At 66.5% G+C, this 13,564-nt stretch carries 17 protein-coding genes; 6 read left to right on the top strand and 11 right to left on the bottom strand.

Going from position 1 to position 13,564, the window contains the following annotated elements; all coding sequences use genetic code 11:
* The first annotated feature begins 105 nt into the window (after positions 1-105).
* Both RH90_RS06660 and RH90_RS06655 read left to right on the top strand, forming a co-directional pair.
* On the top strand, positions 106-822 hold the full coding sequence (locus tag RH90_RS06660; protein ID WP_010184662.1) for a DUF1223 domain-containing protein: 717 nt from the start codon (positions 106-108) through the stop codon (positions 820-822).
* A gap of 20 nt (positions 823-842) precedes the next feature.
* Positions 843-1,634, top strand: coding sequence for a dienelactone hydrolase family protein (locus RH90_RS06655; RefSeq protein WP_232280320.1), 792 nt, complete (start codon positions 843-845; stop codon positions 1,632-1,634).
* A 526-nt stretch (positions 1,635-2,160) separates the two neighbouring features.
* Here RH90_RS06655 and msrB read toward each other — a convergent pair.
* Positions 2,161-2,670: a peptide-methionine (R)-S-oxide reductase MsrB gene (gene msrB / locus RH90_RS06650; RefSeq protein ID WP_029625093.1), complete on the bottom strand. Its 510-nt coding sequence runs from the start codon at positions 2,668-2,670 to the stop codon at positions 2,161-2,163.
* 116 nt (positions 2,671-2,786) lie between these two features.
* Here msrB and msrA point away from each other — a divergent pair, with 116 nt between their 5' ends.
* Positions 2,787-3,455, top strand: coding sequence for a peptide-methionine (S)-S-oxide reductase MsrA (gene msrA / locus RH90_RS06645; RefSeq protein ID WP_010184659.1), 669 nt, complete (start codon positions 2,787-2,789; stop codon positions 3,453-3,455).
* Between the two features lie 54 nt (positions 3,456-3,509).
* Here the strand turns inward: msrA and RH90_RS06640 are convergent, their stop codons facing one another.
* From RH90_RS06640 to RH90_RS06615, 6 genes are all read right to left on the bottom strand, one after another.
* Entirely contained in the window at positions 3,510-4,316 is an 807-nt protein-coding gene (locus tag RH90_RS06640; protein ID WP_010184658.1) for an SDR family NAD(P)-dependent oxidoreductase, read from the bottom strand.
* A 13-nt stretch (positions 4,317-4,329) separates the two neighbouring features.
* A complete protein-coding gene (locus RH90_RS06635) occupies positions 4,330-5,031 on the bottom strand; it encodes a glutathione S-transferase family protein (protein ID WP_010184657.1) in 702 nt (233 codons plus the stop codon).
* Positions 5,032-5,075: 44 nt separating this feature from the next.
* Positions 5,076-5,822, bottom strand: a complete 747-nt coding sequence (locus tag RH90_RS06630) for an HvfC/BufC N-terminal domain-containing protein (RefSeq protein ID WP_010184656.1) — start codon at positions 5,820-5,822, stop codon at positions 5,076-5,078.
* Entirely contained in the window at positions 5,819-6,661 is an 843-nt protein-coding gene (gene bufB, locus RH90_RS06625; protein WP_010184655.1) for an MNIO family bufferin maturase, read from the bottom strand. Before bufB (RH90_RS06625) ends, RH90_RS06630 begins: the two co-directional genes overlap by 4 nt.
* Positions 6,662-6,777: 116 nt before the next feature.
* Positions 6,778-7,566, bottom strand: a complete 789-nt coding sequence (locus RH90_RS06620) for a class I SAM-dependent methyltransferase (protein ID WP_232280319.1) — start codon at positions 7,564-7,566, stop codon at positions 6,778-6,780.
* A gap of 155 nt (positions 7,567-7,721) precedes the next feature.
* Complete coding sequence (locus RH90_RS06615) at positions 7,722-8,294, bottom strand: NrsF family protein (RefSeq protein WP_232280318.1); 573 nt, start codon at positions 8,292-8,294, stop codon at positions 7,722-7,724.
* Between RH90_RS06615 and RH90_RS06610 the strand changes: the two genes are divergently transcribed.
* The 3 genes from RH90_RS06610 (at position 8,260) to RH90_RS06600 (ending at position 11,063) form a co-directional block, all read left to right on the top strand.
* Positions 8,260-9,516, top strand: a complete 1,257-nt coding sequence (locus tag RH90_RS06610) for a carbon-nitrogen hydrolase family protein (protein ID WP_232280317.1) — start codon at positions 8,260-8,262, stop codon at positions 9,514-9,516. The genes RH90_RS06615 and RH90_RS06610 overlap by 35 nt on opposite strands.
* 182 nt (positions 9,517-9,698) lie before the next feature.
* Positions 9,699-10,085: a thioredoxin family protein gene (locus RH90_RS06605; protein ID WP_010184651.1), complete on the top strand. Its 387-nt coding sequence runs from the start codon at positions 9,699-9,701 to the stop codon at positions 10,083-10,085.
* A 3-nt stretch (positions 10,086-10,088) separates the two neighbouring features.
* Positions 10,089-11,063, top strand: a complete 975-nt coding sequence (locus RH90_RS06600; RefSeq protein WP_010184650.1) for a hypothetical protein — start codon at positions 10,089-10,091, stop codon at positions 11,061-11,063.
* A gap of 50 nt (positions 11,064-11,113) precedes the next feature.
* On the opposite strand, the gene RH90_RS06595 is transcribed toward RH90_RS06600, so the two are convergent.
* The 4 genes from RH90_RS06595 to bufB (RH90_RS06580) are packed head-to-tail and all read right to left on the bottom strand — an operon-like array spanning position 11,114 to position 13,514.
* Positions 11,114-11,512: a hypothetical protein gene (locus RH90_RS06595; protein ID WP_010184648.1), complete on the bottom strand. Its 399-nt coding sequence runs from the start codon at positions 11,510-11,512 to the stop codon at positions 11,114-11,116.
* Positions 11,499-11,969 carry a DoxX family membrane protein gene (locus RH90_RS06590; protein ID WP_010184647.1) on the bottom strand — a complete coding sequence of 157 codons (471 nt, stop codon included), beginning with the start codon at positions 11,967-11,969 and terminating at the stop codon, positions 11,499-11,501. The genes RH90_RS06595 and RH90_RS06590 overlap by 14 nt, the downstream gene beginning before the upstream one ends.
* Positions 11,966-12,694: an HvfC/BufC family peptide modification chaperone gene (locus tag RH90_RS06585; RefSeq protein WP_010184644.1), complete on the bottom strand. Its 729-nt coding sequence runs from the start codon at positions 12,692-12,694 to the stop codon at positions 11,966-11,968. Before RH90_RS06585 ends, RH90_RS06590 begins: the two co-directional genes overlap by 4 nt.
* Positions 12,687-13,514 (bottom strand): MNIO family bufferin maturase, encoded by an 828-nt coding sequence (gene bufB, locus RH90_RS06580; protein WP_232280396.1) that lies wholly within the window; start codon positions 13,512-13,514, stop codon positions 12,687-12,689. Before bufB (RH90_RS06580) ends, RH90_RS06585 begins: the two co-directional genes overlap by 8 nt.
* Between the last annotated feature and the right edge of the window lie 50 nt (positions 13,515-13,564).

Here is a 13,564-nt window from a genome sequence, read left to right as displayed (position 1 = left end):
AAAGCCTGCCCCCCCAAACACGATGCAATCCGAACGCCGATCGAGGCACGCTGTAACCGAGGCCTGATTGGCATCGTATAGCGTAGGACGATCAGGAGCCATCTCATGAAAACCCTCGCCGCGATCCTTGGAGCAACCTTTCTGGCCACAGCGGGGGCAATCGTCTGGGCGACGCCCGCGCCGTCACAAGCGAGTCCCAAGGGACAGCCGGTCGTAGTCGAGTTGTTCCAGAGCCAGGGTTGCTCGGATTGTCCTCCCGCCCAGGATAATATCAACCGCCTCGCCGACCGCAACGACGTCCTCGCACTCTCCTTTGGCGTCACCTATTGGGACTCCGCCGACTGGAAAGACAGTTTCGCTTCGCCACAGTTCACGCAGCGGCAACGCGACTATTCCGCCCGCAACAACGGCGCTGGCGTGGCGACGCCGCAATATTGGATCAATGGTCGCACGACCGTGCTCGGCGCCAATCCGGCGCGGGTGGCGCAATTGATCGCTCAAGGCGGACCGTCGGGTGGCCCCGCCCTTTCGACGAGCGCATCGAGACTCACCGTCGGCGCCGGAAGAGCGCCGTCCGGCGGCGCGGACATCTGGCTGGTGCGCTATGACCCCCGAACCGTACAGGTCGCGATACGCGCGGGCGAAAACGGTGGCCGCACCCTTGCGCACCGCGACATCGTCCGCGAGCTGTCGCGGATCGGCCATTGGGACGGAAAGGCACAAGCCATCGTCCTGCCACAGACGAAGACGGCGGGGCTGAAGACCGCCGTGCTGATCCAGTCCGGGGCCGGCGGACCGATCCTGTCCTCGGCAAAAATCTGACGCCATCGACATCGCCGCACGTGACGCAAGGGTCGAAAACACTCATCACGCGCAGAATAAGGAGCGAGAAGGCGATGAGATTTGTCTGGCTATTGGGACTGGCGCTTACCGGTGCGACGCCGTTACCGGCTTCGGCGCAACCCGACCCCGTGCCGGTCGCGCTGCGCGCTTCCGACGGCATTGGAATCGCCGGACTCTATTATCAGGCGCCGCGCCCGAAGGGCATCATCCTGCTGTTCCATCAGGCCGGATCGAGCAAGGCTGAATATGCGACGATCGCGCCGCGGCTGGTCGGCCTCGGCTATAGCGCGCTTGCCATCGATCAACGCTCGGGCGGCGCCCTGTTCGGGCCCAATGAGACGGCAGCGCGCCTTAAGCATCCGGCGACCTACCTCCAGGCCAAGGCGGATCTGATCGCCGCGCTCGACTGGGCGAAGATCAAGAAGCTGCCGGTGATCCTATGGGGAAGTAGCTATTCTGCGGCCCTTGTATTCGAAGTCGCAGCGGAACATCCCGAAGTCAGCGCCGTCCTTGCCTTCTCGCCAGGCGAATATCTGGGCGACGGAAAGCCTGTCGCGCTGGCAGCGTCGCGTATCCGCGTCCCTATTTTCCTCACGTCATCCTCCGATGCCCAAGAGATACAGGCGGCGCGCGCCATCCTTGCCGCATCGCCTTCGTCCGCAAAGACGCAGTACGTACCCCGCATCGGGGTCCACGGTACGTCGACCCTCATCGCCGCGCGCGATCCCAAGGGCGCTGCCGACAACTGGACTCACGTCGTGGCATTTCTCTCGACTCTCACGGGGGCGTAAAGCCTGAAAACCCGAGCTCCCTGAAGTCAGCGGCTGGCTTGGCGACGGTGAACTACGCCGCGATTGCCGAAAGCGCGCCTTCCAATCCATCCGAGGATCCCGCGTCGGCGCGGGCCGCGCGATAGACATCCGATGGGGGCTTCTCTTCGTCGAACATCGCGATACCGACGACGAACGGCAATCTTATTCAGGGCCGCGAAAATGGCGCTCTTTGGCGCTTGTTCTTCCCGACTCCCGCTCGCCCGCAATGGCGAAACCGACGGCCGACGCTCAGGGACAGCGCGTCGTCGATCCTTGGCCTCAGCACCAACAGCCGCCGAAAGCGACATCATGACGGGCCCGATCGATGAAGCCAGCCTGGCCCTATTCCTCTTGCCCGAGACGCCGAGCCTGACCGATGCTCCCGACGACGGCGCCGCCGCGGCCTCTTGGCGCAGCGCAATCGGCGGATCGTGCCGGGCTGGCTGCGGGCCTCCGGCCGCTAGGCGATGCGAAGGCACAGCCAGAGGCCGAGGCACGACGCCGACTAGGCCGCCGCGAATTTCATGGCGACCCCGTTCATGCAGTAGCGCAGGCCCGTAGGCTTGGGACCGTCGTTGAAGACATGACCGAGATGGCCCGCGCAGCGCGCGCAGCGGACCTCGGTGCGGTCCTCGCCGAGGCTGGCGTCGAGGCGCTCTGCGATCGCATTCGGGAGATGGTCGTAGAAGCTCGGCCAACCGGTTCCGCTATCGAACTTCGTCGCGGACGCAAACAGCGGCAGCGCGCATCCTGCGCAGCGGAATGTACCGCTGCGATGCTCGGTGTTGAGCGCGCTCGTGAACGGATATTCGGTCGAGGCCTGGCGGAGCACCGCATAGGCTTGGGGCGAAAGGCGTTTGCGCCATTCCGCATCGCTCAAGCGGAAAGGTGCCGGCGTCGCAGCGACCGCAGCCGAGGGCCCGGCACCCGATAGCCGCAGGGCGAGCACGCCCATGGCAGCGGTGGCACCTAGACCCAGAAGGCCTCGTCGAGTGGGATGGGATTCCTGTTTCATGATCGCGAATACGAGCCGATCCGCACTTCGGTTACACGCCTCGCACGGCAAAGTGTAACCCGCGCGCCGATGGAAGCGTAATATCGGCGGAAGCGTTTTTTTCCGGAGTCCCAACGATGTTTCGCACCCCCCCCCTGATCGCAGTCCTGTTCGCTGGCGCCGCCGTCACCGCCGCGTCGAGCCAGGATCGCGCCGAGGTCGCGGCGAAGAGGGTTCCGGCGGCGGTCACACGCGAAATTCCGACGGCAAACCGGGAAACGGCGATCTTCGCGGGAGGCTGCTTCTGGGGAGTCGAAGGGGTCTTTCGCCACGTGAAAGGCGTGGTGAGCGCCACCTCGGGTTACACCGGAGGCGCCAGCGCGACCGCCGGATACGAGTTGGTCTCGACGGGCACGACCGGCCATGCCGAATCGGTCAAGGTGGTGTTCGACCCGCGGCAGGTTAACTATGCCGACCTGCTACGAGTCTATTTCTCGGTCGTCGCCGATCCGACCGAGGTGAACCGGCAGGGCCCGGATGAGGGGACGCAATACCGCACCGCGCTCTTCCCGCTGTCGCCAGCGCAAACCAAGGTGGCGCGCGCCTACATCGCACAGCTCGGCGCGGCGCACGTCTATCCTCGTCCGATCGCGACGCGGCTGGAACGGCAGCAGGGATTTTTCGCAGCAGAAGCCTATCATCAGGATTTCCTGGCCCGAAATCCCGACTATCCCTATATCCTGATCAACGATCGGCCCAAGGTCGAGGCGCTCAAGCGCCTGTTTCCAGGCAGCTGGAAAGCCTGAGCCCCACGCCGCTGCAGCGGTGCCGCGAGGGACCGCGCAGCACGGTCGAGGACGCTACAGCGCCTTGTGCGGCCTTACGCCCTGTTCGAACGCCGCCTTGATCGAGAGGAACCGCGCATCGACCGCGCGTGGATCGTCGCGATTGAGGTCGATCATGGCCTGGCGGTCCGGCCCCCCGCGCACGACGGCAATCGCCTCACGCTCGATACCGTCGAGGATCGCCGCGGCGACGGCTGCAGCCGATTCGAGCGAGAAGCCGACATCGGCCCCGGCGGTGTTGGTCGCCATCATCGGGGTGTCGGTTCCGCTGGGATAGACCGTCAGGACATGCACGCCGTCGCCATTGAGTTCGCGCCGGAGCGACTCACCGAAGCTCGCCAGCCCCGCCTTCACTGCGGCATAGGTTGCGTAGAACGGCAGCGCGACCAGCGCGATGGACGAACTGACGTTCACGATCATGCCGCCACCCTCGGCTTTCAGCATCGGAAGCGCCGCGCGCGCGAGCATGATCGGCGCGACCAGATCGACCTCGATCATCGTGCGGATCTCGTCCTCCTGGATTTCTTCGAGCCGACCGGCTCGCACCGCGCCTGCATTGTTCATCAGGATGTCGAGACCGCCCAGATACCGCGTCGCAGCGGCCATGGTCATCGCGCGACCGTCCTCGGTCGCGACATCGGCCGCCACACCGTAGACGTCCGCACCGGTCGCGCGCAGCGCATCGACAGCGGCATCGACGAGGCCGGATCTTCGCCCCGTGACCAGCAGCCGCGCGCCGCGCAAGGCCAGGGCGTGCGCGGTGGCGAGCCCGATGCCGCTTGATCCGCCCGTGATGAGGACGCGTTTGCCGTCGATGTTCATGGGTGCAGGATCCTCACGCTTCTCTGGGATAGTTGGAAGGGAAGAGCGCCCGCTTGGTCTCTTCGTCGTTTACCTTCTTGAAGGCGTGGTGTTCGCCCACGCTGCGCGCGCGCTGGGCGGCCGGCCGTTCGTCGATGCGATCGAACCACGCCTTGATGTTGGGATAGGGCGCGAGGGGATCGTCCGATCCGGGGAGCACGAATCGCGCCCGTTCGATCCAGCCCCAGGCCGCCATGTCGACGATCGTATAGTCGTCGCCGACGATGAAGCCGCGGCCGCCCAGGTGCGCGTCCAGCACCTCGTAATGGCGTTCGGCCTCGCGCCGGTAGCGGTTCACGGCGTAGCCGAGATCGGGCGCGACGCGCTGGAAGTGTACGGCCTGTCCGGAAAACGGACCCAGACCCGAGGCGATGTAGAAGAGCCACGAAAGCAGTTCGGGACGATCCTGGGGGGCGCCGAGGAACTGGCCGGTCTTCTCGGCGAGGTAAAGCAGGATGGCGTTGGAATCGAACAGGCGCACCTCGTGCCCGCCGGGGCCATCGGTATCGACGATCGCGGGCACCTTGCCGTTGGGATTGATGGCTCGGAACGCAGGGACGTGCTGCTCCCCCTTGCTCGTGTCGACCGGCACGAGCTCATACTCCAGTCCCGTTTCCTCGAGCAGCAGCGCGACCTTCGCGGGATTGGGCGTTGGGTGGAAATAGAAGCGAATCACGGCTGTCTCCTCGGTCGGGGCGGGGGCGGATCAACCGCCGCATCTCACCGAATGTCGGCGATCACGCCATCCTGCAACCACGCCCCCAAATAGCGCCCGGCGGCATCGACCGCGTCTTCGACCCCGACCGTGTCGGCCAATCGATCGCAGAGCGCGGCGAAGCTCAGACCGGACGCGGCCAACTGGATCGCATCCATCTCGGTGCGCTCGATCGTCGCGAAATGCGGCTGCAGCTCCACCTTCCAGACCCGCACCCAGCCCGGCTCTGGCAGCATCTGGGCCGGCGGCACGTCATCGCCCGCCGCGATGGCGTTCCAAATCGCACCGCAATTGGTCGCCACCGGGAGCAGTTCGAGCGTGGGCACGACATGGATGACGGCCTCGTCCCAATCAACCTCGGCGAGGCGCGCCGGATCGAACGGCGGCGCGTCTGGGCCATCGAACGCACGCCGCAGCGCCCAGTCGAGCGCGGCGATTTCCGCTACCTCGGGATCTTCCGGATAGAGCGCCGCGACCGTTCGGGCGAAGCCGATTCCGTAATCGCCGAGCGTCCAGCTCGAAGGCGCGTTGCCGACAATGTGGTGACGCGCCGCGGCCTCGAACGCATCGTCGCCGAGCCACGCCCAGAGCCGCTCGTAACTGTCCTTCAGGCAAGCCACCAGCTGCGCGCTATAGGCGTTGTGATAGACTGCGAGACCGGGGCCGCCGTTACCGTTCACGGCGACCGGGATGTCGCTCGGCTCGTTGCGCAGGAAGCCCAGAAAGTCCCGCTGCAGCGCAAGGAGGCTCATGCCGCGACCCGCATCGTCGCGGCGGCGAGCCGCCGCGCGACATCGAGCTCCGACAACAGGTCGCCGAGCGGCGGGATGTTGTCGTCGCGCTCGATCATCGCCGCGACCGGCCCCAGACGGGGATAGATTCGGCTGAACAGATCCCAGACCGGGTCCGAGACCGGCTGGTCATGCGTGTCGATCAGGCGCTGGTGCCCCTGGCTATGCCCAGCCAGATGGATCTGCCGCACGCGGTCGGCTGGAACACCGGCGAGATACGCATAGGGGTCGAAGCCGTTGTTGGTGCCGCTGACATAGATGTTGTTCACGTCGAGCAGAAGGTAGCAGCCCGTGCGACGCGTCATTTCCGTCAGGAACGCCCATTCGGTCATCTGGTCGTCGGCAAAGGTCAGATAGGTCGACGGGTTCTCGAGGACGAGCGGGCGTTCGAGCACGTCCTGGACGTGAACGATGTTGGCGCATACCGAGTCGAGCGCCTCTTCGGTGAAGGGCAGCGGGAGCAGATCGTGCGAATTGACGTGCTCGACGCGGGACCAGCTGAGATGGTCCGAGACCCACAGGGGCTGGACCCGGTCGGCGAGCGCCTTGAGGCGATCGAGATAGTCGGTGCGTACGCCATCCGCCGAACCGATCGACATCGACACGCCGTGCATCGCCACCGGCCAGCGTTCGCGCACCTGGTCAAGGACATGGAGCGGGCGACCGCCCGCGACCATGAAGTTCTCGGAGATGATCTCGATGAAATCCACGGGGACGTCTTCGGTCAGAAAATGCTCGAAATGCGGAATGCGCAGGCCGAGCCCGAAGCCGTGGAATGGGGCGATCTCGACGTGCGACACTGCTGACCTCCTGATGGTGTGCCGGGCCCGGTCGGGGTTGGGGTAAGGCCCGGCACAAGGGGAATTCGGCGGCGCGGCGCCGGAGGTTACACAGGCGGTCGAAAAAGACCGCCGACTCAGGCGGGTTTGCGGAAGCGCAGCGTCATGCGATCGCTTTCGCCGATCGCATCGTAGCGCGCCCGCTGCGCGGTCGTCAGCGCCGCGTGGCCCGAGCCCGCGCTGTCCCGCGATGGCGGCAGCGTCCAGACGCCGAACGGATAGTCCTTGGTGTCCTTCGGATTGGCGTTGATCTCCGAAGACGCATCGAGCACGAACCCGGCTTTCTTGGCTGCATCCACGACGGCCTTCGTCGAGACGTAACCGGTGAACTGACCCGATGCTTCGAGCGCGGCGGTCTTCGGGCCGGCGCGATGCTCCTCGACGGCAAAGACGCCGCCGGGCTTGAGCGCGGCAAAGCAATCCTTCATCGCCTTGTCGACGAAGCCGGCAGGGATCCAGTTGTGGATCTCGCGCGCCGTAAGGATCACGTCGACCGAATTGGGCGGGGCCAGCGGGCCGGCGACCGGGCCGAACGCTGCATAGCGGATTCGCCCATAGACCGCCGTGTCGGCGTGCTTCGCCTCGAACCGCGCCCGATCGGCTTTCGCCCCGGCCGAAAGCTTCGGATTGTCCAGGTCGGCGACACCGGCCACATAGCTGCCACCCGTCTTGGCGAGATACGGCGCCAGGATCTCGGTCCAATAGCCCCCGCCGGGCTGCAGGTCGACGACCACCTGACCTGGCCGCACGCCCCAGAATTGCAGGCTTTGCAGGGGGTGACGGTATCGGTCGCGCGCCCGATCGTTCGCCGGCCGCGAGTCCGCCGCGACGGCCATCTGAAGCGCCGGATCGGGAGCGGTCGCCACCGCCGCGATATCATTAGCGCGACCGGGCGAGAATGCGCTTACCCCGCCGATCGCCAACGCCGCTATCGAAACTGCCGTGATGTATTTTCGCATGACACCCCTTTCCGGTTGCATTCCAACGATGCGGTGCAAACGGGCACCGGCATCACCGTCGCTCACCACCGTAGCAGGCGAGGACCGACGGCCGCTCCGAGCAGCGTTGCCGCGCCCAGGCCGAGCGAATACCACAGCAGAACGAATCCCGGTGAGGTTTCGGTACAGTGCAGGGCGTAGATGGACGCACCCGTCGCACCGGAGACGAGGCCGGCGGCCGCGCCGGCCGCCCCCAGCCGGGTCGGCGCCAGCCGCGACATCGCCCACATCAGGCCGACAAAGACCGGCAGAGCGAGCGCCGCGACGTAAGCGGGGCATTGCCACCAGCTCGAGCCCATCCAGAACGCTCTCGAATCTCCGGCCGGTGCGGCGGCCCAGCGCATCGCAGCGATTGCCGCGAGCGCCGCAACCGGCGGCCAGAGCAGCCGAGCCCAGTGAAGCTTCGCCGCATCGGGCCGGCTCAGCCGATCGAGCGCGACGAACCCGAGCGACGCGATCGACGCGGTATAGAGCAGCTTGATCCAGAAGGACGCGGTCATCACGGCGAGCGCCATATCGGGTCGCGGACCCAGGCTCGGCCAGAACAACACGACGACCCCTGTGACCACCGCGCCGGTGATGAGACCCTTGCGCAAAAGCGTCCTCGTCGCGCCGCGAGGCACCGGCCGCAAGCCACTCGATAATTCCGCAATCAAGACGTCGGTATTCATGAAATGCTCCGTCGAACGCTCGGCCGACGGGCCTCCACGCCGCGAGTCTTTCCTACATTCGGTCCGAATTCGCATTCGGTTACGCGTATCGGGGATTTACGTAACCGCGCGCCGCAGGTCGCCGAATACCGGCGTGAAGGGTGCGGCCGCACTGCAAATTCGCCTGGGAGGAAAAGCCATCATGACGACGCTGTCGATCTCGATCATCCAACAGCCGCCGATCTTCCTGAACCTCGCGGCCAGCATCGACCGCGCCGAGATACTGATCCGCGAGGCGGCACGCGACGGCGCGGACGTGATCGTCTTTCCCGAAGCGTGGCTTCCCGGCTATCCGGTCTGGCTCGACGAGGCGCCGGGTTCGGCGCTCTGGGGTCATGCACCCGCCGAGGCGCTGTTCCGCGTCCTGTTCCGGAATTGCCCGGAACTGGATGGCCCGGAGATCGCGCATCTCGCCAAACTCGCCACCGCATTGTCGGTCGAGATCGTGATGGGGATGCACGAACGCCGCGGCGCCAGCCTCTACAATGCCGTCGTGCGCCTCACGCCCTCGGGACGACGCGACATCCACCGCAAGATCATGCCGACCCACAACGAACGGCTCATCTGGGCCGCCGCAGATGGCAGCACCCTGCGCCCCTGGCCGGGACCGCACGGGCCGTTCGGCGCCCTCATCTGCTGGGAGCATTGGATGCCGCTCGCCCGCGCAGCAACGCACCAGCACGGCGAGGTCCTCCACTTCGCGCTGTGGCCCGCCGTCACCGAGCTGCATCTCCTGGCGAGCCGGCATTATGCCTTTGAGGGCCAGTGTTTCGTCGTCGCGGCCGGGACGGTCCTGACGCGGTCGGACGTGCTTGCGGGCTTCGACAGCCTCGCCGTGAACGACCCCGCCGCGCGCGCGATGCTCGAGGCGATTCCGATCGAGCGGCACCTGTTGAAGGCGGGCGGAAGCGCGGTCATCGCTGCGGATGCGACGGTCATCGCGCTTGCCGACCCGGGCGACGCGCGGCCTCTGACCGCGCGCATCGACATCGGCCTTGCATCGGGCGGCAAGCTCTATCTCGACACCGCCGGCCACTACGCCCGTCCCGACATCTTCGATCTTCATGTCGACCTGCGCGAGAAGCGCGGGGTGACGACGGTGGCGTGACCGCGACGGTCGACGAGGCGGACCGGGTCGCCTGTAACCGGACGGCTCGCGCGGGCGAACTTCATGGCAGCCCATATGCGCTGCGGAACGCCCTGATGAACACCCTGCCCCCCGGACACGCTGTGACCCCCGCACATCTGAGGTCGCTCGCGCCCTTTCTCCGCTCACGGAAAGATATCACCATGTCCCTCGCCCGCCTGCTGCCCCTGGCAGCGCTCACCCTCATCGCCGCGCCGCTCCAGGCACAGCCGGTCCGTCCCTTCAGCCTGGCGACGCTCAAAGCCGCGCAGGCGGCGGGCCAGCCGGTTCTCGTCGATGCCTTCGCACCCTGGTGTCCCACCTGCCGCGCGCAGGCGCCGACGATCGACCGGCTCGCGACCGATCCCGCCTATAAGGCACTGCTGATCCTGCGGTTGGATTATGACTCCCAGACGGCCGAGAAGAAGGTCCTCGGGATCACCAAGCAGAGCACGCTGATCGCGTACAAGGCGGGCAAGGAAGTCGGCCGGAGTCTGGGAGTCACCGATCCGGGCCAGATCAAGGCCCTTGCCGCTTCAACGCTGCGCTGAGCGATGGCCCGGTTCGATCGACGCGCCGTCGTCCTCGGCCTCGGTGCCGTCGCGATCGGCGGCGCCTCGCTCGCTGCGGTCGGGCAGCAGCCCTTGTATCAAGACCCCGACGCCATGTACGCCGCCTTGCGCGGCCAGTCGGGGCAGCGTCTGAGAATTGGCGGCGGAACGATCACCGTCGTCTTCGCCGATGGAGCCCCCGGCCTTTCGCGGGACCTCGTCCTGGCGTGGATCCGCACCGCGGCGAACGCCGTCACCGCCTATTTCGGCAAATTCCCGGTCGCCGAATACGGACTGCTGGTCATCGCCGAACCCGGGGATCGCGTCGGGCACGGCACCACCTTCGGCTATGCCGGAACCGCGACGCGGATCCATGTCGGCGTCGGGGCCGGCCCCGAAGCCTTCGCCCGCGACTGGGTGCTCGTGCACGAGATGGTTCATACCGCGCTGCCTGACATGCCGCGCCGTGCCCTCTGGCTGCAGGAGGGGAACGCGACCTATGTCGAACCGATAGCGCGCGCCTTGATCGGACAGCTTACCCCGGCCGACGTCTGGAGCGAGTCCGTCCAGGGGATGGCCAAGGGTAACCCGCGCCCCGGCGACAAGGGCATGGACGGGACCCAAGCCTGGGGCCGCCTGTATTGGGGCGGCGCGCTCTTCTGGCTCCTGGCCGAGATCGCCATCTACCGCGACACACAGGGCGCCGGGTCGCTGCGCGACGCGCTTCGCCGGATCAATCGTGCGAGCGGCGGCAACACGACGACGTGGTCGCCCGAGCAGCTGATGACCGTTGGCGACGGTGCGATCGGCGCGACCTCGCTCGCTCGACTCTATGAGCGCTTCGCGACGCAATTGGTACAGACCGACCTTGAGCGGCTCTTTCGTGAGCTCGGGATCACGGCGACATCGGACGGCCTCGTCGCCTTTGACGATACGGCACCGTTGGCCCCGCTACGGCGACGGATAACGCGCCCTTAAGGGCGGTTACGACTCCGAGCGGTGCGCCGGTGAACCGATTCGTGCGCCCTTCAGCGGACCCGCTGTCGGCGCGCGAGCGTCGTAAAGATCGCGCCAGCGACGAAGAAAGCTGGCGGCACCAGGCCGCGGACGAGATCGACATAGCCCGGCACGACCACGACAAGCACCCAGATCGAGTCTGCCCAGCCGGCGACGACCAGATTGAGCCAGTAGCCCAGCCTGTCGCCGCGCCAGTTGCGCCACAGCCCGACCACCAGCACGAAGAGCGCGATCGTCAGCATATAGGCGGCAAGCTGGAAGAGGCGCCCCTGCGCGAGGCCTTGCTGCCCCGCGCCGAGGCGCCAGATGTCCACCGCCACCTTGACGTGGAAGATCCCCCACGCGGCGTAGCAGAGCGCGCCGAGCCGCGAGAGGATCGACGCGCCCTGCCGGCGATCAGTCTGCGGCATAATCACGCGCCTTGGCGCCCCGCGTCGGATCGAGGCCAAGCACGTAATCGAGCGAGAATTTGCCACCGCCGCGGAAGATGATGGGGAGCAGCAGACCCGCCCAGCTCAGATGCGTCGGCCAGGCGTCGGGATAGACGAACACTTCGATCACCGTCGTCATGGCGAACAGGCCCAAAGCCGCCACCCGATTGAACAACCCGAGCACCAGCAGGATCGGGAAGAGATGCTCCTGATAGGTCGCGAGATGCGCGGCAATATGCGGAGGGATCAACGGGATCCGATAGTCGGTCTCGAACAGCGTGTAGGTGCTGTCGGTGATATGCAGCAGCCCGTCGACCTTGGTCCGGCCCGACATGAAGAAGACCGCGGCGGCGCCGAGACGGGCGACCAGCAACAGGATGGAGCCCGAAAGACGGTCGAGCAGCGAGCAGGCGCGTGCGTAGATGTTCAGCATCATTTTCCCCTTGGAATATCTTGCGCGAAGGCGCCGGCGGACAGCAACGATGCGAAGATCGTCGAGACGTCCCCGCCTTCGGCAGAAGCGTTGGCTGCGGCCTGGGCGAGCGTCTTGCCGGTCAGAAAGGCGCTGGTCGGCGCGTCGATGACGCGAACCTCGACCGCGTCGCCCGGCCGTGTGACGAGGATCATCTCCTCGCCCCAGACGATCTCGTCGAGCGCGTCGGGCGCGGCCTCGGGCTGATGCGCCATCCACAAGCTCGCCGCGGGCGTCGATGCTTTCGCGGTCCGCGTTGCGGGATGCCAGTGCAGCGCCGCCTCGGGGTCGATACCGCGAGAAAGGGCCAGCGCGTCGAGCGGCGCGCGGTCCGCGGCGAACAACGCCTCGATCACATGGCGCTCCAGCGCGGCGACGGCGCCAAGATACGGAGCTTCCCCAAACGGCGTCCAGGCATCGATGAAATGCGCGAACCTGTCGCCGTAGAGGCAAAGCCGTGCCTCGCGCGGCGGAGCGACTTCGATGTAGGAGGCTGCGCACGCAGCGAATGCCGCCTCGCCGACCATCGCGGCGGTCACCGGATAATTGGCGAACAGCGCGTCGCGCGCCGCCTTACTGGCGGTGTTGCGGTGGATCGCGAGCGCGCGCCGCATCGCCGGGTCGTCCGACCTTTCCTGCGAGGCGAGCATTTCGCCGAAGGCGTGCTGAAAATCGGCGGCATCAAGCATCAATGAGCATCCTCTGCTCGAGCAGATGGTGCGCGCGGTCGCGCTCCAGCATCAGCTCCGGGAAGGGTGGAACTTCGTCGTCGCGCTCGATCAGCGTCGGACGCGCGCCGATGCGATCGATCAGGCGTCGGTAGAGCAGCCAGACCGGGTCGGAGATCGGCGCATCGTGGCTGTCGATCAGCAGACCGCTGTCGGGATCCGGATCAGGTCGATGGCCGGCGAGGTGGATTTCGCCGATGATCGACGCCGGGATGGCGTCGATCCGAGCCTCCGCAGAAAAGCGCAGGTTCGCCGCGCTGACGAAGATGTTGTTCACATCGACCAGCAGGCCACAGCCCGTGCGCTGCGCCAATTCGGTAAGGAAGCTCGCCTCGTCCAGTTCGTGCCCGGGCAGATCGACATACAGCGAAGGGTTTTCGACCAGGATCGGGCGGCGTAGCGCATCCTGCACCCGCGCGACGTTGCCGGCGGCAATATCGAGCGCCTCGCGCGTGCGCGGGAATGGGAGGAAGTCGGCATGATGCGCCCCCTCCCATTTCTGCCACGCCAGATGGTCGGAGATCGCGGCCGGACCGATCAGGTCGGAGAGCGCCCGCAACCTGCCCAGGTGATCCTCCGCTGGCGGCTCCACCGATACGAGCGACAGGCCGACGCCGTGCAGCGAGATCGCAAAGCGCTCGGCGAGCGCGACGAGCGCCCGCAGCCGCGGCCCGCCATCGACCATATAATTCTCGGCATGGACCTCGAACCACAGGCCCGGGTTTCGCGCCGTCAGCGCTTCATCGAGATGCTCGAGCTTGAAGCCCAGGCCTGCGGTCATGGTCATCGGATGGTCCTCAGGCGCCCGGGGTGAGCGAGCCGAGGCCCTTC

The organism is Sphingomonas sp. PAMC 26605, from assembly GCF_000241485.1.
Lineage (GTDB): Bacteria > Pseudomonadota > Alphaproteobacteria > Sphingomonadales > Sphingomonadaceae > Sphingomonas.
Note: the sequence above shows the minus strand (reverse complement) of the source record. Positions and strands in the feature narration are given on the sequence as shown.